At 63.4% G+C, this 21464-nt stretch carries 22 protein-coding genes; 15 read left to right on the top strand and 7 right to left on the bottom strand.

The annotated features are described in order from the left end of the window. Nucleotides 1–141 precede the first annotated feature (141 nt). Nucleotides 142–876: a carbonic anhydrase gene (locus AC02Y0_RS13240; RefSeq protein WP_476379378.1), complete on the top strand. Its 735-nt coding sequence runs from the start codon at nt 142–144 to the stop codon at nt 874–876. 60 nt (nt 877–936) lie between these two features. Here the strand turns inward: AC02Y0_RS13240 and AC02Y0_RS13235 are convergent, their stop codons facing one another. Continuing rightward, complete coding sequence (locus AC02Y0_RS13235) at nt 937–1623, bottom strand: ArsR/SmtB family transcription factor (RefSeq protein WP_476379377.1); 687 nt, start codon at nt 1621–1623, stop codon at nt 937–939. 168 nt (nt 1624–1791) lie between these two features. Between AC02Y0_RS13235 and AC02Y0_RS13230 the strand changes: the two genes are divergently transcribed. From AC02Y0_RS13230 to AC02Y0_RS13195, 8 genes are all read left to right on the top strand, one after another. Then, a complete protein-coding gene (locus tag AC02Y0_RS13230; RefSeq protein WP_476379376.1) occupies nt 1792–2121 on the top strand; it encodes an NIPSNAP family protein in 330 nt (109 codons plus the stop codon). Further along, entirely contained in the window at nt 2118–2510 is a 393-nt protein-coding gene (locus tag AC02Y0_RS13225) for an antibiotic biosynthesis monooxygenase family protein (protein WP_476379375.1), read from the top strand. Before AC02Y0_RS13230 ends, AC02Y0_RS13225 begins: the two co-directional genes overlap by 4 nt. 13 nt (nt 2511–2523) lie before the next feature. Further along, entirely contained in the window at nt 2524–2769 is a 246-nt protein-coding gene (locus AC02Y0_RS13220; protein WP_006728090.1) for a type II toxin-antitoxin system ParD family antitoxin, read from the top strand. Continuing rightward, a complete protein-coding gene (locus AC02Y0_RS13215) occupies nt 2756–3070 on the top strand; it encodes a type II toxin-antitoxin system RelE/ParE family toxin (RefSeq protein WP_476379374.1) in 315 nt (104 codons plus the stop codon). Before AC02Y0_RS13220 ends, AC02Y0_RS13215 begins: the two co-directional genes overlap by 14 nt. 55 nt (nt 3071–3125) lie before the next feature. After that, nucleotides 3126–3806 (top strand): GntR family transcriptional regulator, encoded by a 681-nt coding sequence (locus AC02Y0_RS13210; protein WP_476379373.1) that lies wholly within the window; start codon nt 3126–3128, stop codon nt 3804–3806. Nucleotides 3807–4400: 594 nt separating this feature from the next. Further along, a complete protein-coding gene (locus tag AC02Y0_RS13205) occupies nt 4401–4991 on the top strand; it encodes a biotin transporter BioY (protein WP_476379372.1) in 591 nt (196 codons plus the stop codon). Nucleotides 4992–5017: 26 nt separating this feature from the next. Beyond that, nucleotides 5018–5440 (top strand): DUF1284 domain-containing protein, encoded by a 423-nt coding sequence (locus AC02Y0_RS13200; RefSeq protein WP_476379370.1) that lies wholly within the window; start codon nt 5018–5020, stop codon nt 5438–5440. 130 nt (nt 5441–5570) lie between these two features. Then, on the top strand, nt 5571–5912 hold the full coding sequence (locus AC02Y0_RS13195) for an MmcQ/YjbR family DNA-binding protein (RefSeq protein WP_476379368.1): 342 nt from the start codon (nt 5571–5573) through the stop codon (nt 5910–5912). 81 nt (nt 5913–5993) lie between these two features. Here the strand turns inward: AC02Y0_RS13195 and AC02Y0_RS13190 are convergent, their stop codons facing one another. Next, a complete protein-coding gene (locus tag AC02Y0_RS13190; RefSeq protein WP_476379367.1) occupies nt 5994–6287 on the bottom strand; it encodes a type II toxin-antitoxin system RelE/ParE family toxin in 294 nt (97 codons plus the stop codon). Continuing rightward, nucleotides 6284–6532, bottom strand: a complete 249-nt coding sequence (locus AC02Y0_RS13185) for a type II toxin-antitoxin system ParD family antitoxin (RefSeq protein ID WP_476379366.1) — start codon at nt 6530–6532, stop codon at nt 6284–6286. Before AC02Y0_RS13185 ends, AC02Y0_RS13190 begins: the two co-directional genes overlap by 4 nt. Before the next feature lie 159 nt (nt 6533–6691). Between AC02Y0_RS13185 and AC02Y0_RS13180 the strand changes: the two genes are divergently transcribed. From AC02Y0_RS13180 to AC02Y0_RS13170, 3 genes are all read left to right on the top strand, one after another. Beyond that, complete coding sequence (locus AC02Y0_RS13180; RefSeq protein ID WP_476379365.1) at nt 6692–6904, top strand: hypothetical protein; 213 nt, start codon at nt 6692–6694, stop codon at nt 6902–6904. 153 nt (nt 6905–7057) lie between these two features. Then, nucleotides 7058–8188: a site-specific DNA-methyltransferase gene (locus AC02Y0_RS13175; protein WP_102019540.1), complete on the top strand. Its 1131-nt coding sequence runs from the start codon at nt 7058–7060 to the stop codon at nt 8186–8188. A 382-nt stretch (nt 8189–8570) separates the two neighbouring features. Then, nucleotides 8571–9572, top strand: coding sequence for an OmpA family protein (locus tag AC02Y0_RS13170; protein ID WP_476379364.1), 1002 nt, complete (start codon nt 8571–8573; stop codon nt 9570–9572). 52 nt (nt 9573–9624) lie between these two features. On the opposite strand, the gene AC02Y0_RS13165 is transcribed toward AC02Y0_RS13170, so the two are convergent. Both AC02Y0_RS13165 and mutY read right to left on the bottom strand, forming a co-directional pair. Beyond that, the gene (locus tag AC02Y0_RS13165; RefSeq protein WP_476379363.1) at nt 9625–10236 is read right to left on the bottom strand and encodes an HAD family hydrolase; all 612 of its coding nucleotides are present in this window, start codon (nt 10234–10236) and stop codon (nt 9625–9627) included. A gap of 3 nt (nt 10237–10239) precedes the next feature. Continuing rightward, nucleotides 10240–11346 (bottom strand): A/G-specific adenine glycosylase, encoded by a 1107-nt coding sequence (gene mutY, locus AC02Y0_RS13160; protein ID WP_476379361.1) that lies wholly within the window; start codon nt 11344–11346, stop codon nt 10240–10242. Between the two features lie 82 nt (nt 11347–11428). On the opposite strand from mutY, the gene AC02Y0_RS13155 reads away from it, so the two are divergent. From AC02Y0_RS13155 to AC02Y0_RS13145, 3 genes are all read left to right on the top strand, one after another. Beyond that, nucleotides 11429–11920, top strand: coding sequence for a DUF721 domain-containing protein (locus tag AC02Y0_RS13155; RefSeq protein ID WP_476379360.1), 492 nt, complete (start codon nt 11429–11431; stop codon nt 11918–11920). 199 nt (nt 11921–12119) lie between these two features. Continuing rightward, nucleotides 12120–14390 (top strand): SulP family inorganic anion transporter, encoded by a 2271-nt coding sequence (locus AC02Y0_RS13150; protein ID WP_476379359.1) that lies wholly within the window; start codon nt 12120–12122, stop codon nt 14388–14390. A gap of 16 nt (nt 14391–14406) precedes the next feature. Further along, nucleotides 14407–16680: an SLC26A/SulP transporter family protein gene (locus AC02Y0_RS13145; RefSeq protein WP_476379358.1), complete on the top strand. Its 2274-nt coding sequence runs from the start codon at nt 14407–14409 to the stop codon at nt 16678–16680. Nucleotides 16681–16687: 7 nt separating this feature from the next. Here the strand turns inward: AC02Y0_RS13145 and AC02Y0_RS13140 are convergent, their stop codons facing one another. Then, nucleotides 16688–18919 (bottom strand): CHASE2 domain-containing protein, encoded by a 2232-nt coding sequence (locus tag AC02Y0_RS13140; protein WP_476379356.1) that lies wholly within the window; start codon nt 18917–18919, stop codon nt 16688–16690. Beyond that, a complete protein-coding gene (locus AC02Y0_RS13135; RefSeq protein WP_476379355.1) occupies nt 18916–21456 on the bottom strand; it encodes a FecR family protein in 2541 nt (846 codons plus the stop codon). Before AC02Y0_RS13135 ends, AC02Y0_RS13140 begins: the two co-directional genes overlap by 4 nt. Nucleotides 21457–21464: the final 8 nt, after the last annotated feature.

The following is a 21464-nucleotide window of genomic DNA, read 5'->3' as shown; positions in this document are numbered from 1 at the left end:
ATGGAAACGCATTCCCGCAACCTCTGCGGCGCAAAACATTAATTATAGATCATAATATTGACATATCACAATTTCGCCGGGATCGGCGAGCGAGTTTGCCCTCGGCCGTCCGGCCACCCCATCATCAACAGGACATCCAGCATGTGCCAGGAATGCGAAACGCAAGGCCTTAACCGTCGCAACCTCTTCAAGCTCGCCGGCGTCGGCCTGACCACCGCCGCCCTCATCGGCAGTGCGCCCGCGCGCGCCGCCACGACAGCGCCCGCCACCTCTCCGGTGACGACGCCGGCAGACGCGCTCGCGCGGTTGAAGCAAGGCAACCGGCGTTTCGTCGAGGACGCGGAGGCCTGCGCCTCCAATCTTGTTTCGGTCCGCGGCGAACTGGCTGGCGGCCAGCATCCCTGGGCGACCATCCTCACCTGTTCCGACAGTCGCGTCAGCCCTGAACTGGTCTTCGGCGGCTCGACCCTCGGCGAACTCTTCGTCATCCGCAATGCTGGCAACGTGCTCGACACCGGTGCGCTCGGCACGATCGAATACGGAACCGAACATCTGAAGTCGCCGCTGGTCGTCGTCATGGGCCACAGCAAATGCGGTGCCGTCACCGCCGCCTGCGATGAAGTCACCAAGGGTGCAGTGCCCGGTGGCTCGATCGGCAAGATGGTCCAGCCGATCCTCCCCGTCGTGCTTTCCGCCAAGGACAAGGGGGAGGGGCTCGTCGCCGAGACTGTCCGTCTGAACGCAATCTCCGGCGCTCGTCGCATCGCCGATGAAAGCCATATCGTCAGCGAACTCGTGACCTCGGGCGCGGTCCGCGTCGTGGCAGCGGTCTATGACATCGCCAGTGGCGAAGTCGAATTCATCGAAGACATCTGAATGACAAGGGCAGGGGGCAGCAATGCCCCCTCCCACGCCGATGCGCGCGTAGTTCCCCGTTCAGTCCGCTGCCGGAAACATCGCCAGAAACCGCCGCTCGCCATCAGGCGAAAACCGGATGATCCGGCTCTCCTCCGCCCGCCTCGCATGGCCCCGCTCCAAAAAATGCGAGAGAAGTGCCGCACCGAGAGCGCCGGCCAGATGCGTGCGCCTTTCGCTCCAGTCGAGACACGCCCGACACAGCGGCCGCCGTTTGGCTCGAAGGCTGCCGATATCGAGCCCCTGACCCCGCAACAGGACCTCACCGTCGCCCGTCAGCGTCAGCGCCTCGTCCTCGGCGCGGATCGCCCCTTGTGCGATCAGGCTGTCCAGCATGCGCACGCCATAGTCCCCGGCCAGATGGTCGTAGCAGATCCGCGCCTTGCGCAGCTCTGGCTCTTTCGGGCCCGCACGATGGCGCAGATGGCCGCGCGTGGCCGAAAAGCTCATCAGGCTCTCGATCATCGCCCCGACATGGCCGTCGGCCAGCGCGAAATAACGATGCCGCCCCTGCTTGCGCTGGGATAAAAGACCACCCTCTTCGAGCTTCGACAGATGCGAGCTCGCAGTTTGAAGTGTCACGCCCGCTGCCCCCGCAAGCTCCGTCGCCGTCAGCGCCTGCCCGCCAAGCAGTGCCAGCAGCATGTTCGAGCGCGCAGGATCGCCGATCAACGAGGCAATCCGCGCGATATCAGGTCCTTCCGCCATGTTCGTCTCCTTGAGGTGACAGCATTCTGCAGGACCAGTGTAGCCAATGCTTCGATCCCGGTCGAACTATGAAAGCATGGAAAACACCGGCGAGACTTCGACCGCGATCGAAGCATCAGCTCTCGGCGCCGTGGCAAGACCCACCTCGTCAACCACGAGGAGCCCTCCATGATTACCTGCATCATCCGTTATCGCATCGACCCCTTCGGCCGCGACGACTTCGCCACCTATGCCCGCAATTGGGGCGAAGCGATCCCCCGCTGCGGCGCCGATCTCATCGGCTATTTTGCCCCGCATGAGGGGTCTGCGACCACGGCCTATGGCATCTACAACATCGAAAACCTGGCAGCTTATGAAGCCTACCGCGCACGGCTCGCCGCCGATCCGCTCGGCAAGGCCAATTACGACTTTGCCAAAAACGCCCGCTTCATCCTGGAGGAAGACCGGCTCTTCCTGAAGAACGTCTCCAGCCCGGCGTCCCTGAAGGTCCAGCCATGATCGCCGTCATCTTCGAGGTGATCCCCTTCATCGGCGAGCGCCACCGCTATCTCGATTTGGCCGGAGAACTGCGCACCCATCTGGAAACGATGGACGGCTTTCTCTCCGTCGAGCGCTTCGAAAGCCTGACGACCCGCGGCAAGCTCCTGTCGCTCTCCTTCTGGCGCGACGAGGAGGCCGTCCGCCGCTGGCGCGAAACGGAAGAACACCGCGCCGCCCAGGCCGCTGGGCGCGGCGGCGTCTTCGCCGCCTATCGCCTCCGCGTCGCCGATGTCCTGCGCGACTACGGCCTCGACGATCGCGCCGAGGCGCCGGAGGATAGTCGCGCAAGGCATGGTGAGGGGAAGGCTTTGACAAACTTTGCCATTGCCGCCATCTTGGTCGCATGACTGGAGGCAGACCATGGCAACGATGAACGTATCCCTTCCCGATCCGATGAAGGCCTGGGTCGAGCGCCAGGCCGAGAGCGGTCGCTACGGCAATGCCAGCGACTACATTCGCGACCTCATTCGCAAGGACCAGGAGCGCCTTGCAGCCTTTGATCAGCTTCAGGCTGCCATCACCAAGGGGATCGAAAGCGGTCCGCCGGAAACTTTCGATCCCGAAGCCTTCAAGCGGCGGATGCGCGAGAGCCATGGCGCCCGCTAGTCGCGGTTATACGATCGCGCCTGAAGCCCTGCGCGACCTGGAAAGCGTCTGGGCCTATGGCGCTGAAACCTGGTCCCCCGACCGGGCTGATCACTATCTCGACGAACTCGTCCTGGCCTTCGAGCGAGTAGCCCAGTCTCCCGCGCTGCATCGCCAGCGTCTCGAGTTCACGCCGCCAGTGCGGATTTATCCCTTTCGAAGCCATCTGATCGTTTATCTCGATCTCGAAGGGCAGGTGACCATCTTGCGCATTCTCGGCGGTCGGCAGGATTGGCAGGCGATCTTGCGGGCGCTCGACTGACGCGCATTCCGCCTCTCCCTCGACAAGCCGGCAGCCGCTGACTATGCAGGAACCCATGCCGAAAAAGCCCGAAGATTCTCCGGAGGATACGATTGCGAGCCGCATCAGCCGTGCGCTGGCGGAGCGTATCATCCATGGCGAACTCGTGCCCGGTTCGCGCCTTGCCCAGGATCATATCGCCGAGGAATTCGGCGCGAGCCATGTGCCCGTGCGCGAGGCTTTCCGGCGGCTGGAAGCGCAAGGCCTCGTCGTCAGCATTCCCCGTCGCGGCGTGCGTGTCGCAAGCTTCGACCTGAAACAGGTGCGCGAAGTGGCCGAGATGCGCGCCGCCCTCGAGGTTCTGGCGCTGCGCCACGCTGCCCCGAACCTCACGGTCGATGTGCTGGCCGCTGCCGAACAGGCCGCGGCTGATGCCGACAACGCCAAGGATGTTCGCACCTGGGAGGAAGCCAACCGCCGCTTCCACCGCCTGATTGTCTCCACCTGCGGCATGCCGCGCCTTCTCTCCGTCATCGACGACCTGCATGCAGTCTCCGCCCGCTTCCTCTTCGTCGCCTGGCGTGCCACCTGGGAAGCCCGCACCGACCATGATCACCGTGCCATCCTCGAAGCGCTGAAATCCGGCGATGCTGCGGAAGCCGCCCGCATCCTGGAGCGCCACGTCCAATGGATCGGCCGCGCGCCCATGCCGGTTCCGGGCCGCGCAGAGACCGAAGGCTTCGCCATCGTCGGGTGAGCCTCGCCGAGCCGGGACGCCGAGACGCACCTCCCCTTGAGGGGGAGGTCGCCGCAAAGCGGTGGGTGGGGGTGAGGCTTTCGGCCTTGCCCATCTGGGCGAAGGACGGGTAGCCCAGTTCCCACCTCTCCCCTTGTGGGAGAGGTTGCAAAATCGAAGGTTTAGGTGAGCGGAAGCCACCTAAACTTCAGATTTTGCTGGTGAGGGGATCGGTGCAGCGGGCACGACATAACCGACCCCCTCACTTGCGATTTCTGATGTTTAGGCGGCTTGCGCTCGCCTAATTCATCGAAATCGCTTTCTCCCCCACCAAGGGGGAGATGGGTGTCGCGCTTGCAGCTTTCGGCCCTCATTCGCATGCCGGCACCCTCTCGCCCGGGGATAGGGAAGGGTGAGCGGGAAGGTCCATTCCCCAGCGAAAAATTATAGATAAACTTGAATGGCTGATGCCAGATCGCGCTGCGATCGGCAAATCTGATCCCTAATTTAACAATTTTCCCTCAAGATCCCTCCCCCTGCCGCCTTGGCAGCACCTGATTCCATAGATAAAAGACTCTCCGTCACTTCAGATTATCTATAAAATGGAGATTGCCCATGACGACCATCCTCGCGCCCGCCGTCCGCGGTTTCGATCCGCTCGGCATCTCAGGCCGATCACTGCCCATGCAGGCCGCGCTTCTCCTCTTCGGGACAGGTGTGCTCGCACTCGCCTCGCAGATATCGGTGCCCATGGTGCCGGTGCCGATCACCCTGCAGACCCTCGCCATCACCATGATCGGCGTACTCTATGGCTGGCGCCTCGGCGCGCTGACCGTGCTGGCCTGGTTGGGGGAAGCCATGATGGGCCTGCCGGTTCTGGCCGGTGGCAGCGGCGGTCTCGCGCCTTTTGTCGGCCCGACGGCCGGTTACCTCGCAGCCTTCCCGATGATCGCTGCACTTGCCGGTTATCTCGCGAACAAGGGCTGGACGGGCAGCCATGTGATCAAGAGCTTCCTCGCCCATCTCTCCGGCAACATCCTTTGCCTTGCGATCGGCGGCGCCTGGCTCGGCTATCTCATCGGTGCCGAAAAGGGGTTGGCTCTCGGCGTCACACCCTTCATCCTGGGTGCCGTGCTGAAATCCGCACTCGCCGCCGCCCTGCTGATGGCGCTTGCTCGCCGCAACACACAGCCGCTCGACCTCTGAGTTTGTGATAACCGACTGAAACACGCATGACCGTCCGGCTCCGCGCCCACCACCTGCTCTGCATGCTGACCTATGTCGGCAAGGGCTATTCTCCCGCCTTCGTCGAGAATTACGAGGCGATTGCCGCCCGTCTTTCGGCCGGCGAGGAGATCGAGCTGGTGGCGGGGCCGGACGACATCTGCGGCCCGCTCACCGCAGATCCGGAGGCCCATTGCTACGGGCCAGGCGTTGTCGAGCGGGACCGGGCAGCAGCAGACGCCGTCGCCCGTCTCCTCGGCAGCCCGCTTCCGCCAGGCACCCGCCTCACGCCATCAGTCGCACTGCTCGCCCGCCTCCGGAAGACCTTCGCCACCGGCGAGATCCGCACCGCCTGTTCCGGCTGCGAATGGGCGGGCCTATGCGATCATGTCGCGGATGGAGGTTATGCTGGCGTGCGCGTCGCGCCCTGAGGTCGGCAAGGGCACTTATTAGCCCAGCTTGGCGGTGAGAGGGGACGGGCAGCGTCGGACAAGGGGCGGCTGCCCAGAAGATGACAGGTCCCGCAACCTCTGGCAGATTACTCGCCCGGAGGCTCCCGCCATGATCACCCTTGATGTGCTGCGCCAGATCATCCTCGCTCTGCCGACAACGGAGGAAACCACCTCCTGGGGAGCCGTGTCCTTCAAGGTCAACGGCAAGGCTATGCTCTTCTGGAACCCGATCCACGACTGCCCGGTCTTCAAGGTCCCCTTCGAGGAGCGCGACCACCTGATCGAGATGGACCCCGACACCTTCTTCACCACCGACCACCACCGGCCCCATCGGCTGGTGCTCGCCCGCCCGGATCGGCTCGATATCGAATGGGCGCGGGAAAACCTCACCCGCGTATGGCGGGCGCAGGCCAAGAAGGCGGTGGTGAAGGCCTGGGATGCGGGGCGGTAGCGGTCCTTTTCTCCCCAGCGGGGAGAAGGTGGCGCGCAGCGTTCAGGTGCAACTTATTGCGCCGAGATGAGGGGGAAATTCTTAGTTCAGCAGGTTTCGGCTGACATCCTGCTTCTGATGCAGGATACGAAGGACTTCAATTCTGTCCTTCTTGTCCCGAAAATAGATCACATGCGATCCGACGGACTGTTTCAGATAGCCTGCACGAACATCCACCGGGCGACCTCGTAAGACGCCTGAGGCAAGCCGGACACAGGCTGTGCGGATCTTATCCGTATAGGCGTCGGCTTGGTCCGCGCCCCATATCTCGGCTGTATAGTCCCAGATCTGGTCAATATCGGCTTCTGCGGCTGGCGAAAGCGCGAGCGCCTTCATTTGCCTTTGAACTCAGCTCGCTTGCGCGCCTTGAAGGCCTCAAAATCAAAGGGTCGAGGCTCGCCGGACTGTTCGCCTTCAATCAAGGCATCCTGCAGCGCCTTGACCTTGGCCTCGTGTTCTTCGAGCAGCCGAAGTCCTGCCCGCATGACCTCGCTCGCGGAGCCGTAACGTCCGGTCTCCACCTGCTCGTTGATGAAGCTGGTAAAATGGTCACCGAGCGTCACGGACGTATTGCGGGACATAAGCGCTTCTCCTTGCTTGTACCAACATATAATACCCGGTGGGGGAAGGCAAGTTCGGCCCCAGTTCCTATCTAACAATGGAGGCGGCTGACCATAAATTTCAGTGTCAGCGCTTGCGCGTATGCTCTAGGTTGAGATTGAGAGGTCTTGGACAAGCTGATGACAGAACAGACAGAGCCTTCAAAATCTCGTTGGCTGCATTTTCTAGGCATCATCTGGACATCAACGGTTATGCTAACTGCCTGCGCTGTGGGAGCCTACATAGGTTTGCAGACGCACGGCCTTGCAGGCGCCATCGGCCTCGGTGCGGCTGGCTTGATCGTAGGTATGTTGCTGAGCAATCCATCGATCTTACTGCAGCTCTTAACCTAGCTGCCGTGAGTGTTGCAGTTTCCGCCTCCGCAAAATGCCGCCCCACATCCCACCCCCACATAAATTCTCAGCCCCTCTTCACCCTTCGGTAACCAAGTTCGGTAACCATAAGCCTCACATCCCGTGCTGCGTCAGCGTAAGAGTGAGTATCCGATGGCTTCTGTATTTCCGATTGCCGAACTCCGCCGTTCGTCCGACCCGCTCGCCTGGGTCGACAGCATCATCAAGGGCGATTGCGTTTCCGCCCTCGAAGCCCTTCCCGACAAATCCGTCGACGTCATCTTCGCCGATCCGCCGTACAATCTTCAGCTCGGCGGCGCCCTGCATCGTCCCGACCAGTCGCTCGTCGATGCCTGCGATGACGAATGGGACCAGTTCGCCTCGTTCGAAGCCTATGACGCCTTCACCCGCGCCTGGCTCTTGGCCTGCCGCCGCGTATTGAAGCCGACGGGCACGATCTGGGTGATCGGTTCCTATCACAACATTTTCCGCGTTGGCGCGACGCTGCAGGATCTTAACTTCTGGATCCTCAACGACATCGTCTGGCGCAAGACCAACCCGATGCCGAACTTTAAGGGCCGCCGTTTCCAGAACGCCCATGAAACCATGATCTGGGCCTCGCCCGATCCGAAGGCCAAGGGCTACACCTTCAACTACGATGCGATGAAGGCCTCCAACGACGACGTGCAGATGCGCTCGGACTGGCTCTTCCCGATCTGCTCGGGCGGTGAGCGCCTGAAGGGCGACGACGGCAAGAAGGTCCATCCGACCCAGAAGCCGGAAGCTCTGCTGGCCCGCGTTATCATGGCCTCCACCAAGCCCGGAGACATCGTGCTCGACCCCTTCTTCGGCTCCGGCACGACAGGGGCAGTCGCCAAGCGTCTCGGCCGTCATTTCGTCGGCATCGAACGCGAGCAGGATTATATCGATGCAGCCTCGGCCCGCATCGCCGCCGTTGAGCCTTTGGGCAAGGTCGAGCTGACCGTCCTCACCGGCAAGAAGGCCGAGCCCCGCGTCGCCTTCAATGTTCTGCTGGAAGCCGGTCTCGTGAAGCCCGGCCAGGTCCTGACCGATGCCAAGCGCCGCCACTCCGCCATCATCCGCGCCGACGGCACGCTGACGGCAAACGGCGAGGCCGGCTCCATCCACCGCGTCGGCGCCCGCGTCCAGGGTATGGATGCCTGCAACGGCTGGACCTTCTGGCATGTCGAAGAGAAGGGCGCCCTGAAGCCGATCGACGACTTGCGCGCGGTCATCCGCAGCCGCATGGGCGGCCTGGAATAAGCAGTTTCACACAGCGAGCAGCCGGCGCGTCTCCGCGCGCCGGTGGAGTACCACAATAAAAATATTAGAATAACATCACATACTTGTGATCAGCTTCGTGCAAGTCGAAGCTTTTAATCGGGCTGAATTCGATCTCTTGAGATCGATCTGGCGCGGGCAGGGGTCCGCCAACTCCACCCGCGCCAGCGCCTCACTCTCAGGCCGTTACGCCCAGAGCCTGGTGTTTCCCGACCCCCTCCATCTTCCCATTTTGTCCTGGATCGTGTTCTGCATGCCGGAAACGCATGCCGAGTGATAGGAAACACTTGATCAGGCGTTGTGCACACGCCACCATCCGGCCGGGCGGCAGGCCATTGGGGGATTGCCCGGTCAGAGGTGCAGCATGGTCCGGCTTTCCAGGAAATTCCTCGCCATTCTTGTATTCGCGCTTCTGAGATTGGCGCATAATGCGTCTGCGGAAACCTGTCCGACCTTGGACGGCTTTGCCCCGCTTGAGGACATGGCCGTCTACGAAGGTGCCTGCCTCTACGGCGCGGAAGACGCCGGCTTTGTGCGCTTTGATCTGCCAGTCGGCCCGATGAAGGGTCGGGCCCCCTCCGAACTCAAGGCAGTCGAAGGTCAGTTGCAGCGTCGCCTCTATGTCGCTCCGGAAGGCGCAAGTGCTGCCGACGTCTTTCTCAACTATCGCACATCATTGATAGGCGCCGGTTTTTCGCCCCTGTTCGAATGTGCCGGCCGAGCCTGCGGCAGCAACAATGCCCTCTTGGGCAAGGTGGTCATCTATCCGGCAAATCGGAGGCTACGCAATCTGGGGACTGCCTCGGAGTTCGCGCTCTATATCAAGGATGGCGAGCATTACATGGCAGCCGTTTCGGCGGATGGTACGCGCCATCTAGCGCTCTACGTTGCGCAGAACCAGAAAGCACCACTTGCGGAAAATGCATCAGAACGCACGGCTGTCCATCTGGATTTCGTCACGTCTTCCGCACTCGAAACCCGCATGATCGATGCCGCAGCCATGGCCAAGGGGATCTCGGACGAGGGGCATATAGCCCTCGACAATGTCTATTTCGACTTCGGCACCGCCAACCTGTCGCCCGACGCCGCACCGGCGATCGCCGAGATGACAAAGCTCCTGACCTCGAACCCGGGGCTGAAGGTCTATATCGTCGGCCATACCGATTGGATCGGGGATGCCGAGACGAACCTGTCGCTGTCACAAGAGCGGGCTGAAGCGGTCATGGCCGCCCTGGTGTCGGCGGGCATCTCGAAAGAACGCCTCGCCGCTGCCGGAATGGGCATGCTGGCACCGCGCGCCAGCAACCAGACCGAGCCGGGTCGCGCCATGAACCGCCGCGTGGAATTGGTCGAACGACCCGGCTGAAGCAAAGGAGCGGCCGCCTCAGCCGCCGCCCGATGCGCCTTCGTGCGGATGATTAAACGCTGACACCCAGCCCCTGCAGATCCGCCTTCAGCTTTTCCGCCCCCGTAAAATGCACCGCATGCCAGCCGGCAGCGCGCGCGCCTTCGACATTGGGCAGACTGTCATCGATAAAGACGGAATGCTCGGGCGACAGGCCGAAATCCGCGACATGCCGCTTGTAGATCGCCACATCAGGCTTGATCAGCCCGACTTCGCCCGAAACCGTGACGCCGCGCGGCAGGTTGAGGAACGGATACATCTTCCGCGCCTCGGTGAAGGTGTCGGCTGCAAAGTTGGTGAGCATGGTCACGTCCCGACCCGCATCGATCAGGCCGGTCATGATGGCAACGCTGTCGTCATAGGCGTGAGGCACCATCTCGGCCCAGTATTTCCGGAAGGCGCGGATATGCTCTTCCCGTTCCGGAAACTGGTTGATCAGCAGCGCTTCTGCATCGGCCCAACTGCGCCCGCGGTCCTGCTCGATGTTCCAGTCATGGGTGCAGACCCGCGCGAAGAAATCCGCCCGCTCGTCGGCGTCCGGGATGATCCGCGAGAAAGGCAGGTTCGGATCGTAGTGGATGAGCACTTTGCCGATGTCGAAGACGATATGGCGGATTTCGGTCATGTCTTAGCCCTTAGGAGTTGGAAAGGCGGTTGGAATAGCGGCCGTAATTGCCTTCTTCATGACAGTTGGCAGCGCTTCCCCATCAAGTTCGGTGACCGGCACCCAGAAACCGTGATTAACAGATGGACGGTCGATCGGCCCGACTCGGAAGATCGAGAGCCGCAGTTCGAAATGCGTGAAGACATGGGAGATGCTGCCCGCCGCCTGCCAGTTGGCCGGGAAGGGCGCTGCCTCTGTCCCCGTCTCTCCGTCCTGTCGCGAGGTCCAGTCCGTTGTCGGCACCTCGGTCATGCCGCCCAGGAGCCCGCTCTCCACGCGCTTGCGCAACAGAAGCCGTCCGTCGCGATCCACCGCGATGAAGGCGGCCCCGAGCCGCACGGGCTTCGCCTTCTTGGCGGCCTTGACCGGGAAACGCTCAGGCTCGTCGGTGGCGAGCGCCAGACAGGCATCGTTGAACGGACAGAGCGCACAGGCCGGCCGCTTGGGCGTGCAGATCGTAGCGCCCAGATCCATCATCGCCTGGGCAAAGTCCCCCGGCCGATCGGTCGGCGTGAGTTCCGCCACCTTTGCCTTCATCTGCGGTTTCGATCCCGGAAGCGGCGCCTCGATCGCAAAGAGCCGCGAGATCACCCGCTCCACATTCCCGTCCATGACAGCCGATGGCCGGTTGAAGGCGATCGCCGCAACCGCTGCCGAGGTATAGTCGCCAATGCCGGGAAGCGCGCGCAAACCCTCTTCGGTATCGGGAAAGACACCGCCATGCTGGAAGGCCACGGCCTCCGCACATTTCTTCAGGTTACGGGCGCGGGCATAATAGCCGAGCCCCGCCCAGGCGGCCATGACGTCCTCGTTCGGCGCATCGGCCAGATCCTTGACCGTTGGCCAGCGGGCGATGAACTTGGCGAAATAAGCCTTCACTGCCGCAACCGTCGTCTGCTGCAGCATCACTTCGGACATCCAGATGTAATAGGGATCCGGCGTCACGCCGCGCTTCGCCGCTGAGGGCGAAATCCGCCAGGGCAACTCGCGGTGATGCCGGTCATACCAGGCAAGCAGTGCGGGCGCCGTCGGTCGTGTCAGGGCTTTGCTGGGGAGCGTCAAATCGGTCATTTGCGAAAAGAGGGCGAGATGGCCTATATCTGGCCAAAGCAGTCGCCCGTTCAAGGGCCGATGTGAAGGATCCCCAGACGCAATGGCCACCTTCAAGGGCGCAAACCAGATTGCCGACATCGCCAACGGGATCGTCGATCCCGTGCTGGCGCGCCGTGCCGGCATCAACACGGCACTGCTCGGCTCCTGGGAAGATATCGTCGGCGAAAACTTTGCCGATTGCACCCGGCCGGAAAAGATCGCCTGGCCGCGCCGCTCGGACCTGCCCGAGGATGGCGGCCACCGCCCCGGCGTGTTGACGATTGCCTGCGAGGGTGCCCGCGCGCTCTTCCTCTCCCATGCCCAGGGCGAGTTGATTGCTCGCATCAATGGCTTCTTCGGCTATCCCGCCATCGGCCAGGTCCGTATCGTCCAGAAACCGGTTTCGACCGCAAGCGTCAGACCGCGCATCCGCAAGCTGGAAGGCGAAAAGGCAAAGCGGCTGGAGGCGATGATGGACGGCATCGAGAACGAGAATCTCCGCCGCGCCGTCGAGCGTCTCGGCACGGCCGTCCTACAGGCCAAGCGGAAGTAGCCCTTCGGTCCCAGCATACGGCTTGATCCTTTGAAAGACATGGGTTTTCCCGGTTCCCGTCCGCCTATCTGCTGACGTCTGCGGCCAAGTTTGGGCCGATCCGGCTCGTCGCGTTGCCCGCCACTGCTGCCGGGTCTACCACTCGTCCGATCGGACTTCGATGTCCGGCCGCGAATGCCTTTCAGCAGCAGGAAAAGCCGTGAACCTCCACAATCCGACCCCCATCCCGGATCGCAAAAGCGCGATCGCTGCCGTCCCACAGCGGCAGGGATGGCGTTTCCCGGTCCCGGGCATATCTGCGCCCTTCATGGCGCCCGTGCTCTTCGCGGTCATTGCCGGCATTGATGGCCTCGGCACCAGCATCGCCTTTGCCGCGCTGATCTTCGCGGGGCCCCTCGCGGCCGGCTTCGGCATGGGCGTCGGGGTCATCCTCCTGTCGAGCATCGTGATGGCGCTCTGGATTGCGCTCCGCAGCCGCTATCCCTCCAGCATCGGTCAGGTGCAGGAAGCGAGCATCGCCATCTTGGCCACGGCGATTGCGGCGAGCGCTGCCCATCTGGAATTCGCCCCGCAAGAGGTCAAGGTCGCCACGGCATTTGCCATTCTCGGCTCAAGTGCCGTCGTCACCGGCCTCGTCTTCTGGATCTTCGGCCTCTGCCGCTTCGGCCGGCTCGTGCGTTTCATGCCCTATCCGGTGGTCGCGGGTTTTCTCGCCGGCTCCGGCTGGCTCTTGATCCAGGGTGCCGTGATGATGGTCGTCGGTGACCGCGCCATCGTCGACCTTCTGGTCCGACCCGACGGCCAGCAGGCGCTCGCCAATCTCTATGTATCAGTCGTTTTTGCGGTGGTGATGGTCTTTGCGCTGCGCCGCTCGACAAGCCCGCTCACCATGCCGCTGGTCCTGCTCGGTGGTGGTCTGCTGTTCTATGCCATGCTGGCCGTCATCGGCGTCGACAGCGACCAGGCGCGCGCCATGCAATGGTTGCCCGCCCTGCCGCCCGGTGACGGCTTTGCCCTGCCGCAACCGGCTCACGTCGTCATGACGGCGGATTGGGCGGTCGTCCTGCAGGCCTTGCCCGCAATCATCTCTGTCGCCCTTCTCGGCATGGTCGGCCTCCTGCTCAATACCAGCGGGCTGGAAGTCGCCACCCGCCAGGAGATCGATGCGGATGCGGAACTGCGCACCACCGGTATGGCCAACCTGGTTGCCGGCGGCTTTGGTGGCGCCCCCGGGTTCACCGGGCTTTCCATGACCCTGCTCGCCAATCGCATGGGGGCGAAGGCCCGCTCCGTCGGCGTCGCGACCGCCCTGATGCTGGCCCTGATGCTGCCCTTTGCCGGCGAACTCGCCGGTGCCATGCCGACCTTCGTCGCCGCCGGCCTGATGATTGCGCTCGGGGTCGAGCTGATCCACGACTGGCTGTGGCGCACGCGCCGGCAGTTGCCGCGCATGGAGTGGCTGGTCGTGCTCGCCATTCCGCTCGGCATGGCCGCCTTCGGCTTCATGGGCGGCATGGCGCTCGGCCTCGGCCTCTCCATTGTCACCTTCGTCTATAATTATGCCCGCCTCTCGGTTATCCGCGTCAATGCCTCACTGCGCGAGCGCAAAAGCAGCATCGATCGGCCGCCGGCAGAAAACAGCCTGATCGAGCTGGAAGGCGAGCAGGTCCAGGTGCTGGAGCTGCAGGAATTCCTCTTCTTCGGCACCGCCGAACAGGTGGTCGAGGCGATCCGCCAGCGCCTGCTGGATCGAGCCCGCCTGTCGCTCCGCTTTGTGGTCATCGACTTCCGCCGCGTGAGCGGCATGGATGCCGCCGCTGCCGCCACCTTCGTCAAGATCCGTAACCTGCTCGCAGGAAGTGAGGTGGAACTGATCTTCAGCAGTCTGTCACCGGATATCGAGCAGGCCCTGGCGAGAAACGGCATCGATTTTTCCGCCGACCCTTCCGTCGGGCGAGAACGCGACCTCGACCATGCGCTGGAGCGCTGCGAGGACCGCCTGCTAAGCGCGATCAGCCGCGAGGAAACCTGGCAGGATGTCGAGGATTATCTGGCGCAGACGATCGGCCCGAGCATGCGGCTTAAAGATCTCGTCGCCTCCATGCAGGAAATACGCCTCCAGCCCGGTGATCGCTTCATCCGGGCAGGCGAGGCCGGCGACGATCTCTTCCTGCTCTGGACCGGCCGCGCCAAGGTCGAGGCAGTCCTCGGAAACGGCAAACGCCTGCGTCTTCGCACGGTCAAACCGGGCGTGGTGTTGGGGGAGATTGCCATCTACCGTGGCGGTCCGCGCACGGCAGACGTGGTGGCCGAAGTGCCCTCGACCGTCTACCGCCTTTCCCGCCGGCAATTGCGCTACCTCGAACAGTCAGATCCGGAACTGGCCCTTCTCGTCCACCGCCTCTGCGCCACCACACTTGCCGAACGCCTGACGATCGCCAACCGGGTGGTCCAGGCACTGCACGAGTGACAGGATCGGACGGACCGTGAGCCTGCAGGACACCCCCCTATCGCCACAACCGGCTGCACTGCCGGGTGGCACACATACAGTGTCCTCCGGTCGTCTGCGCCCGGCAACGGTCACCGCGCTCCTCGCGCCACTGCTCTTTGCGGTGATCGCCGGCATTGACGGTCTGGGGACCAGCATCGCCTTTGCCGCTCTCATCTTTACCGGCTCGGTCTCCGCCGGTTTCGGCATGGGGGTGGGCGCCATCCTCATGTCCAGCATCCTGCTCACCCTCGTGATTACCATCGGCAGCCGCTACCCGGCCAGCATCGGCCAGGTTCGAAAGCCGAATGTCGCGATCCTTGCCGCCGCAATTGCCGCGGCACTCGCCTCTCCGACGCTGCTGGACGCGCCGGATGAGGTCCGCATCATGACCGCCTTTGCCATCCTCGGCACGAGCGCCGTCGCAACCGGTCTCGTTTTTGTGGTCTCGGGCGCCTTCGGCTTTGGCCGGCTGGTGCGCTTCATGCCCTTCTCGGTCATCGCTGGATTTCTCGCCGGCTCCGGCTGCCTGATGATCCAGGGGGCGGTGAACATGCTGCTCGGAGCCCAGGTGATATCAGACATGTTTGCCACGGTGGACGGTCGTCAGGCCTTCGCCAATCTGCATATCGCGCTGATCTTCGCCTTCATCCTGAACTTCTCGCTCAGGCGATCCTCCAGCCCGCTGATCGCACCGGGCATCATGATCGCCGCAGCCCTGCTGTTCTATGGGCTTCTATCCGTGCTTGGCATCGATCCGGAGGCCGCACGCGCCTTCCACTGGCTGCCGGCGCGGCCGCTCCAGACGGGGCTGGAACTGCCGTCTCCCTTGTCGATCTTGTGGCAGGCCGACTGGTCTGCCGTGGCCCATGCCGCGCCGGCCATTGCCTCCGTCGTGCTTCTCAGCATGGTCGGGCTCCTCCTCAACACGAGCGGCCAGGAGGTCGCCACCCGTCGCGAGATCGATGCGGATTCGGAACTGCGCACCACGGGCCTCGCCAACCTCTTTGCGGGTGGCTTCGGCGGCGCGCCGGGCTTCAGCAGCATGAGCATGACCCTGCTCGCAACCCGGATGGGCGGCGCGAGCCGCCTGCCGGGCTTTGCCACCACGCTGGTTCTGGTGCTGATGTTGCCGTTTGCCGGACAGCTTGCCGGTGCCATGCCGACCTTCGTTGCCGCCGGTCTGATGATCACACTTGGTTATGACATGGCCGAGGAATGGCTCTGGGGCGCCCGCCGCCAACTGCCGCGCAATGAGTGGCTGGTGGTGCTGACCATCCCCGCTGGCATGCTCGCTTTCGGCTTCCTGACCGGGATGATGATGGGGCTTGGTCTCGCCATCCTCTCTTTCGTCTATAACTATGCCCGCCTCTCGGTGATCCGAAGCGACACATCACTCCGCATCCGCCGCAGCAGCATCGATCGTCCGCTCGTCGAAAGCGAACGCCTAGAGGCCGAAGGCGATCAGGTCCAAGTTCTCGAACTCCAGGAATTTCTGTTTTTCGGCACTGCCGAACAGGTGGTGGCAATTGTGCGCAGCCGCCTGAAGGATACCGACCGCCCGAAACTGCGTTTCGCCGTCCTCGATTTCCGTCGGGTGAGCGGCATGGACACTGCCGCTGCTGCCGCCTTCGTCAAGATCCGCAATCTGCTTGCGGCAGATGGCGCCGAATTGTTGTTGAGTGGCCTCACGGCACAAGCCGAGGCCACGCTCCGCCGCAACGGGCTCGACGGGCAGGGCGACGTGACCACGCGGTTCGAGCCTGATCTCGATCACGCCATCAAATACTGCGAACAGCGACTGCTCGGCGAAATCGCCCGCGAAGAGACCTGGCAGGATGTCGAGGACTATCTGGCCCAGACGATCGGCCCGAGCACGAGGCTGAAAGATCTCGTCGCCTCCATGCAGGAAATCCGCCTCCAGCCCGGCGATCGTTTCATCCGCGCAGGCGAGGCCGGCGACGACCTCTTCCTGCTCTGGACCGGCCGCGCCAAGGTGGAGGCAGTCCTCGGAAACGGCAAACGCCTGCGTCTTCGCACGGTCAAACCCGGCGTGGTGCTGGGCGAGATCGCCATCTACCGCGGGGGCCCGCGCACGGCCGATGTCGTCGCCGAACTTCCCTCGACGGTCTATCGCCTCTCCCGCCAGCAATTGCGCTATCTCGAACAGGCAGACCCGGAACTGGCGCTCCTCGTTCACCGTCTCTGCGCCACCACGCTTGCCGAACGCCTTGCTATCGCCAACCGCGTGGTCCAGGCACTGCACGAGTGAAGGCGAGCTACTTGGTATTTGCCGTGAACACGCCATCCCAACCATCCGGTGCCGTCTCAGGCAGCGTCTCGAGGCGCTCCTGATAGAGCTTATGCGTGCCGGAAAGTGGATTTTGCGGCAGGGCCTGTAACACCCGCAGATGCTCGCGGGCCACGCCCAGATCGCCAGCCTGCCAAGCGGCGAGGAAGCTCTTGTGCCGTTCGAGCAGCTCGGTCTGCCCTGCGGCGGTTTCCCCCGAAGCCCCCACCAGCGCATGCAGCGTCACTGGCGCCTGCCGTCCGACCACGCGCACTCGGTCGACTTCGGCAAACAGCAGGCCCGTCGTCCGCACCCGCACATCTTCGGTCACTAGGATCGAGACGTCGTAGAGCTTGGTCATGCCCTCGACACGCGAGGCGAGATTGACGCTGTCGCCGAGGCAGGAATAGCTGAAGCGCTGGTCGGAGCCGAGATTGCCGACACAGGCCATGCCGGTATTGAGCCCGATGCCGATCTTGAGGTCCATGCCGCTCTCGCGGTTCAACCGCTCCAGCGCTGCGATCATATCGAGCGCGGCAAGGCAGGCCTTTTGCGGATGGTCGCTAATGTCCAGCGGCGCGTTCCAGAAAGCCATGACCGCATCGCCGATATATTTGTCGATCGTCGCCTCGCGCTGCAAAAGCACGTCGGTCATCGGCGTCAGGAAGTTGTTGAGAAGCCCGGTAAGCTCGGTCGGGGTCAGCTTTTCCGAAAGCGTGGTGAAGCCGCGAATGTCGGAGAACAGGATGGTGAGCTCCCGGTCCTCGCCGCCGAGCGTCAGGCCTTCCGGGTTTTCCGAGAGCCGTTCGACCAGCGTTGGCGAAAGATAGCGTCCGAAGCTCTCGCGCACGAAGCGCTTTTCCCGGTGGGTGAGCATCAGCAGGAGCGGCAGAGCCGTGAGCAGCACCGCGCCGAGGCTCGCCAGCGGCAACAGCGGATCGAAGAGCGTCAGGGCTCGAGAGAAGGCAAGCCACGAGCCGCCGCCAATGAGGCTGCCAAGCATCAACGCGACGATGACCGAAAGGGCAGGGGTGGCGGTCGCCAGCACCAGAAGCAGCACGAGCCCGACGGCGATTGCCGCCGCCCGCTCGGCGCCGATAATCCAGTCCGGACGCTGCAGGAAGACGCCGCTCGCGATCTGGTCGATGATCTCGGCATGCACCTTCACGCCCGCCATCGCCGGATCGACGGGCGTCGCCACGATATCGCGCAGGCCCACCGCACTGGTGCCGACCAGCAGGATGCGCCCCTGGATCTGGCCCATGAGTGTCGCCGCATTGGCGGGATCGAAGAGATCGGCAGCCGAAATCACCGGCATGTTCGGCAGGCCGGAATAGTAGATCCAGATCTCGCCATCGGCTGACACGGGAATGTCGAGCGCCCCGACCCTCAAGTCCGTCATCGCCGAGCCCTCGGCCGTGCCGGCCGAGCGCAACACGAAAGACCCCGCCTGCTGGGCAATTCGGAGCGTCTCGATCGACAGCGCCGGGTAGAGCCTGTCGCCGCTTTTGGAGATCAGCGGAAAGGCCCGGATGATGTTGTCGGGCGTCGGCGGGAAGGAGAAATAGCCCATCGCCGTCGCCCGCTCGTTGAGCATGGGAAGATTGGAGAGCGCGCCGGAATAGGGCATGAGCCGCGCCTGCGGATCCGGCCCGACAAAGGAGAACCCGGCCTTCGGTTCAGGGGGCGGTGCCGATGTCTCGTTGGTGAGCGCGATCCCGAGCGCCACGGCATTCGCGGCGACGGCATCCGCCAATTGGGCATCCGGATCCGGAAGATCAGGCCCAACCTCGATCGCAATCCCCTGGCGCCGCATCTCCTCGACCAGCCGCGCAGGTGCCGTTCTGTCCGGTTCGGAAAACACGATGTCGAAGCCGATTGCCGCGGCTTCCAGCCCGCTTGCCCGTGTGACGATCTCCGCCACCGTCCGGCGCGACCAGGGCCATTGCCCGAGCGTGCCGATCGAGGCTTCGTCGATATCGATGACCGCAACCGGCGGATCGGTCGCGTCACGCGGCTTGATGGTCTGATAGGTATCGAACACCAGCGAAGTCAGCCGGAAGGCCTGGGGAGCAAAGGCCGCATGCGCGGTGATGACCGCGACGAGTGCGGCCACCCCCATCAGCATCACCCCGAGCTTGCGCCGCTGCGAGGACGAGAGGCGATGGCGCGGGCTGGGGGCCTTGGCCGACGTCGGGCGCCCCGGCGCGTCCGCTGTCACTGGGTTACGCCCGAGGTGCTCCCGGCGAAGATGCCGGTGGAGGACCAGCCAGCATTATCGTTGGCGGTGAAGTTGCCCATGATGCCTTTGACGGGGTCTGTGCCATTGGAAGCGAAGGCGCCGGTGACACTGGTGGCAATCCCGATCATGGATGTGCTGGTCATGGTCGAGACAGCATTGGCACCGGACGCGAAACTGACTTCCGCTCCGAAAGTTGCTTTTCCGTCGAAGTCACTGATCTCGATTGTCCCCCTCCGCGCGCCAAAATCCATCGTGGCCGACAGAAGGCCGGTTGCGATGTACTGCGATCCGGCATTCACGACGGTGCCCACGGCATGGCCAGCATAAGTGGCGGTGCCGGTCAGCGATTGGAGCGCTGAATCATCCGGCCTCTCACCGATGATCCAGTTGCCGAGATGAACGGAAGAACTGCTCTCATATCCATCCGCCTTGCCCCACCATCCCCAGGTCATGAAGTCGCAATTGGAGCAGATCTGGCTGCTGGACGTCGTCGTCCCCCCGCTGGTGTTAGTGAAGATTTCGACCGGCACGACGCTGCTGGAGACGATATAGGAGCCGTCGACGTCACTGGAGGCGGCGATCAGCTGATCGGTGAGATAGGCCGTCTGAGAATTGGACGAGGTCAGGTATATCTCATCCCCTTCATCGGAGGTCTCGATGTCGATGTCGCCGGTGAAGCTGTTGCTGGTCCCGTCGAAGTCGAGGGAGATGGTGCCCGTGTCGAGCTCCATACCGCTTGATGTGTTGACAGCACCCGCGGCGAAGCCCGAAATCGTCTGGTCAGCGAACAAACGCTTGACGTTTGTCTCCGTCCGGGTGTCGTCCCGGCTGACGACATTAGCGGCCGATTTAAAGACGCGCGTGCCCGTGTCATAGGTGTCCCCACTGCCGACGATCACCATATACTCGCCGTCGTCGCCGAAGAGCTGGTCACTCTCGGTGCTGCTGCCGATGGTTTGAACGGTCGACTGCTCATTCTGCACAGTCGCGGATGCGCTCGTGAGATACCCACCGGTGCTTTGGGCCTCAAGCCCGTAGCCGCCGTCGTCGGGCCGGAGGAACGTGCCGGCCGTAACGTTGATCGCGCTCTTCTGACTGTTTGCGTCACCGGTGATGGACAGAGCGGCCTGGATCGCCTTGCCGGCAACCGGTTTGTCTTCACCGTCGGTTCCGGAGGCGGCCACGACGAGCAGGTCGCTCTTGACCGTATCGGTTGTCGAGAGCGCCGCCGCGAGCGCGGGTGCTACGGCCCCGATGGTGACCGCCCCTGTCGCCGGATCGGCCTGCACCACGTAGTGCTGCACCTTGGTCCCCGTAAACGTCGAGGCCATGCTTGCCGTCTTGCCACCGACCACGAGGAAGCGGACATCACTGGCGGAGTGCATCAGATAGGCCACGAAGTCGCCACTGCCGGCATAAGCCTTTCCGCTGAGGTTGCCGAGGTTTGAGCTGGAGCCAGAAACACTCGCACTGGTCAGACTGTCCGATGCGGCGATGCCATCGAGCGCAAAGGTCTCGCCATCACCATCGACACCGGACCAACTGCCGTCGGTCTCCTGCGTCATCTCTCCGTAGCTGTTGTACAGTTCGCCGTAATCTAGGTCTTCATAGGCCATGCCCACAGACCCATCCCAAGGCTCCTCCGGCTCCGGGTCAACAGGATCCACCGGCACCTCCGGCCGCGTCCCCACATCCCTCTGCGATTCTCCCGCCACCTCTTCCACTGGCGTCGTCACGATCGGGCGCGGTTGCGGCACCGGGATCGTGTTTTCCGAAGGCAGCTGCGCCGAATTGCTTTGGCTGACCGAACTGCCCGCGACCGTCTGGTCGGTCGGCGCATTGCTGGTGCCACCACCCTGGCCGGGCCGGCCGGCGAGGGTCTGTTGCAGCCCGCTCACCCATTGCGGCGGCGTGCGCTGCACACGCGGCTGGCCGTCGCCCACGACGATCGAGAAGCCCTGTTTGAACAGGCGCTGCGGCGAACCATTGCCGGAGAGCTGCACTTCCTTGCCATAGACCAGCGTCATATGCGGCGGCAGCGGCTGACCGTCCGCCGTCTGGCCGTTGAGATTGATGTCGACCACGGCACCACGAATGCCGGCTGTCCCGATCGGCGTGTCGATCTTCACATTGCCGCTCGCCTTCGAGGCCTTGCCGCCGATGAAGCGCAGGGCGCCCTTGGTCATGGTGGCCGCCAGCGAGGCCGTGTTCTTCTCCGGATCGTAGACGAAGCTGTCGATCACCACGGAGGAATTGGGTCCGACGGTGAAAGATGTCCCGTCGGCCAGCAGGATCTGCACCAGCCCTTCGCCGCTCGTCTCGATCCGGTGGTTGCGGATCACGGCGTCGCCGAGCGAGATCAGGCGAGGCTTGCCCGAGGCATCAAAGGCCGTTGCCTGCGGATTGACGGCGGCGGTGACGCCGGCAACGTCGGTCTCGGCCAGCGCCGGAGCCCCCGCGAGCATCAGCAGCGCGGCAGAGGTGCAAAGCAGGGCATGACGCGTATTCGTCTTCATCGTGATGC

The sequence above is a fragment of the Allorhizobium sp. nf9_anc genome (assembly GCF_056323085.1).
The sequence above is the reverse complement of the archived record's forward strand: the minus strand, read 5'-3'. Positions and strand labels throughout refer to the sequence as shown.

What these genes read in the sequence shown, in the direction of transcription:
- AC02Y0_RS13240 (WP_476379378.1), top strand. Translation starts at nt 142, where the DNA reads ATGTGCCAGGAATGCGAAACGCAAGGCCTTAACCGTCGCAACCTCTTC.
- AC02Y0_RS13235 (WP_476379377.1), bottom strand. Translation starts at nt 1,623, where the DNA reads ATGGCGGAAGGACCTGATATCGCGCGGATTGCCTCGTTGATCGGCGAT.
- AC02Y0_RS13230 (WP_476379376.1), top strand. Translation starts at nt 1,792, where the DNA reads ATGATTACCTGCATCATCCGTTATCGCATCGACCCCTTCGGCCGCGAC.
- AC02Y0_RS13225 (WP_476379375.1), top strand. Translation starts at nt 2,118, where the DNA reads ATGATCGCCGTCATCTTCGAGGTGATCCCCTTCATCGGCGAGCGCCAC.
- AC02Y0_RS13220 (WP_006728090.1), top strand. Translation starts at nt 2,524, where the DNA reads ATGGCAACGATGAACGTATCCCTTCCCGATCCGATGAAGGCCTGGGTC.
- AC02Y0_RS13215 (WP_476379374.1), top strand. Translation starts at nt 2,756, where the DNA reads ATGGCGCCCGCTAGTCGCGGTTATACGATCGCGCCTGAAGCCCTGCGC.
- AC02Y0_RS13210 (WP_476379373.1), top strand. Translation starts at nt 3,126, where the DNA reads ATGCCGAAAAAGCCCGAAGATTCTCCGGAGGATACGATTGCGAGCCGC.
- AC02Y0_RS13205 (WP_476379372.1), top strand. Translation starts at nt 4,401, where the DNA reads ATGACGACCATCCTCGCGCCCGCCGTCCGCGGTTTCGATCCGCTCGGC.
- AC02Y0_RS13200 (WP_476379370.1), top strand. Translation starts at nt 5,018, where the DNA reads ATGACCGTCCGGCTCCGCGCCCACCACCTGCTCTGCATGCTGACCTAT.
- AC02Y0_RS13195 (WP_476379368.1), top strand. Translation starts at nt 5,571, where the DNA reads ATGATCACCCTTGATGTGCTGCGCCAGATCATCCTCGCTCTGCCGACA.
- AC02Y0_RS13190 (WP_476379367.1), bottom strand. Translation starts at nt 6,287, where the DNA reads ATGAAGGCGCTCGCGCTTTCGCCAGCCGCAGAAGCCGATATTGACCAG.
- AC02Y0_RS13185 (WP_476379366.1), bottom strand. Translation starts at nt 6,532, where the DNA reads ATGTCCCGCAATACGTCCGTGACGCTCGGTGACCATTTTACCAGCTTC.
- AC02Y0_RS13180 (WP_476379365.1), top strand. Translation starts at nt 6,692, where the DNA reads ATGACAGAACAGACAGAGCCTTCAAAATCTCGTTGGCTGCATTTTCTA.
- AC02Y0_RS13175 (WP_102019540.1), top strand. Translation starts at nt 7,058, where the DNA reads ATGGCTTCTGTATTTCCGATTGCCGAACTCCGCCGTTCGTCCGACCCG.
- AC02Y0_RS13170 (WP_476379364.1), top strand. Translation starts at nt 8,571, where the DNA reads ATGGTCCGGCTTTCCAGGAAATTCCTCGCCATTCTTGTATTCGCGCTT.
- AC02Y0_RS13165 (WP_476379363.1), bottom strand. Translation starts at nt 10,236, where the DNA reads ATGACCGAAATCCGCCATATCGTCTTCGACATCGGCAAAGTGCTCATC.
- mutY (WP_476379361.1), bottom strand. Translation starts at nt 11,346, where the DNA reads ATGACCGATTTGACGCTCCCCAGCAAAGCCCTGACACGACCGACGGCG.
- AC02Y0_RS13155 (WP_476379360.1), top strand. Translation starts at nt 11,429, where the DNA reads ATGGCCACCTTCAAGGGCGCAAACCAGATTGCCGACATCGCCAACGGG.
- AC02Y0_RS13135 (WP_476379355.1), bottom strand. Translation starts at nt 21,456, where the DNA reads ATGAAGACGAATACGCGTCATGCCCTGCTTTGCACCTCTGCCGCGCTG.